Source organism: Vibrio hepatarius, from assembly GCF_018860525.1.
Classification (GTDB): domain Bacteria; phylum Pseudomonadota; class Gammaproteobacteria; order Enterobacterales; family Vibrionaceae; genus Vibrio; species Vibrio hepatarius_B.
This window is the reverse complement of record NZ_JAHKPM010000003.1, coordinates 1-2,486: the sequence shown is the minus strand read 5'-3', so window position 1 is coordinate 2,486 and position 2,486 is coordinate 1. Positions and strand designations below refer to the sequence as shown.

At 48.4% G+C, this 2,486-nt stretch carries 1 pseudogene; it reads right to left on the bottom strand.

The annotated features are described in order from the left end of the window. Window positions 1-2,486, bottom strand: a pseudogene (locus tag KO511_RS00145) (hypothetical protein); the annotation flags it as partial.

Here is a 2,486-nt window from a genome sequence, read left to right as displayed (position 1 = left end):
TCAGCGGCTGCGTCCTCTTCAGTAAACCCAGATAATTCAGCGTCATCAATCTCTGCCGCTTCTTCTTGAGGCTCAGCTGGCGCTTCTGGCTCTGCTCCCTCGCTTAATTCAGCGGCTGCGTCCTCTTCAGTAAACTCAGGTAATTCAGCGTCATCAATCTCTGCCGCTTCTTCTTGAGGTTCAGCTGGCGCTTCTGGCTCTGCTCCCTCGCTTAATTCAGCGGCTGCGTCCTCTTCGGTAAACTCAGGTAATTCAGCGTCATCAAACTCTTCATTATCAAGCACCGCAGTTTCTTTTTGTGATTCTTCAGCTATATCAACCGGATCGGTTTCCTTAGCCATATCTTCTTCTGTTAGCCAGTCATTATCTTGAGGTAATCCAAACTCATTCGGGATAGATTCAGGTATTGGTACCTCTGGAGCAGCGTCTTGAATATCATCAAGTGAAGTGCTCTCATCCTGCTCAGCCACTTCTGGCTCATCGCTAGGCATGTCCAGATCGGGAGCGTCAGCTTCATCGGGCGCTTCGACCTCATCAACAGCGTCATCCTCATCAGGAGCGCCATCCTCATTAAAAGCAGCTTCTATTTCAGCTGGCTCAGAGTCCTCAATATCATCAAGCGAAGTGCTCTCATCCTGCTCAGCCACTTCTGGCCCATCACTAGGCATGTCCAGAGCGGGAGCGTCAGCTTCATCAGGCGCTTCGACCTCATCAGCAGCGTCATCCTCATCAGGAGCGTCAGCCTCATTTAAAGCACCTTCTATTTCAGCTGACTCAGAGTCCTCAATATCATCAAGCGAAGTGCTCTCATCCTGTTCTGCCACTTCTGGCTCATCGCTAGGCATGTCCAGATCGGGAGCGTCAGCTTCATCAGGCGCTTCGACCTCATCAGCAGCGTCAGCCTCATTAAAAGCAGCTTCTATTTCAGCTGGCTCAGAGTCCTCAATATCATCAAGCGCAGCGCTCTCATCTTGCTCAGCCACTTCTGGCTCATCGCTAGGCATGTCCAGATCGGGAGCGTCAGCTTCATCAGGCGCTTCAACCTCATCAGCAGCGTCATCCTCATCAGGAGCGTCAGCCTCATTAAAAGCAGCTTCTATTTCAGCTGGCTCAGAGTCCTCAATATCATCAAGCGCAGCGCTCTCATCTTGCTCTGCAAATTCTGGCTCATCGGTAGGCATGTCCAGACCGGGATCGTCAGCTTCATCAGACACTTCGACCCCATCAGCAACGTCATTCTCATCAGGACCGTCAGCCTCATTAAAAGCAGCTTCTATTTCAGCTGGCTCAGAGTCCTCAATATCATCAAGCGCAGCGCTCTCATCTTGCTCTGCAAATTTTGGCTCATCGGTAGGCATGTCCAGATCGAGAGCGTCAGCTTCATCAGACGCTTCGACCCCATCAGCAACGTCATTCTCATCAGGAGCATCAGCCTCATTAAAAGCAGCTTCTATTTCAGCTGGCTCAGAGTCCTCAATATCATCAAGCGCAGTGCTCTCATCCTGTTCAGCCACTTCTGGCTCATCGCTAGGCATGTCCAGATCGAGAGCGTCAGCTTCATCAGACGCTTCGACCCCATCAGCAACGTCATTCTCATCAGGAGCATCAGCCTCATTAAAAGCAGCTTCTATTTCAGCTGACTCAGAGTCCTCAATATCATCAAGCGAAGTGCTCTCATCCTGCTCTGCAAATTCTGGCTCATCGCTAGACATGTCCAGATCGGGAGCATCATCTTCATCAGGCGCTTCGACCTCATCGGCAACGTCATCCTCATCAGGAACGTCAGCTTCATCAGTAGGCATTTCCAACTCAAGCTCTTCAACAGCCTCAGGCTTTTTTGGGGTATCTAATTGCTCCTGTTGAGCAAGAAGGTCTTCCTCAGCTGTCTCACTTGTTTCAGTCGAAGATGGGGTATCTCCCACCAAATTTGAGGAAGTATTAATATCTTCAGGTTTATTTTGAGCAACATCTGGGTTTTCAGCCTCATCAACCGCTGAAGTCAAAGAATCATCTTCTGCCTCCGGCTCTAATAGTGGGTCTCCTTCTGGAGCCGCACTCAGCATATCATCGATAAAATCTTCACTAGAGAATTTATCTTCGTCAGTTTGAGCATCAGAATCATTATCGGTTGCTACTGCTTTGTCTTGCTCAAATTCGTTTTGAAAATGTTCGTCTGAGGCGTCATTATCCTGATTATCAATCTCCGCCAGCTCTTCAAAAAGGTTTGTCCCTTCATCACCGAGATCTTCAGATAATTGACTATCTTGCTGCTCATCCAGCAATACTTCATCCAGAGTTTCTGTTGAATCAACATCAATATCATCGCTACCATCAGTAATCAATTCGTCAAATGAAACATCTCCATCAATGCTATCTTCAGAGAACTCAGACAATGAATCGGTGGTAAAATCGTCGGTAGCACTATCTAATTCATCACCTTCATCAATCAGCTCATCCAGTAAATCTGTACTCTCGGCCGAGACATC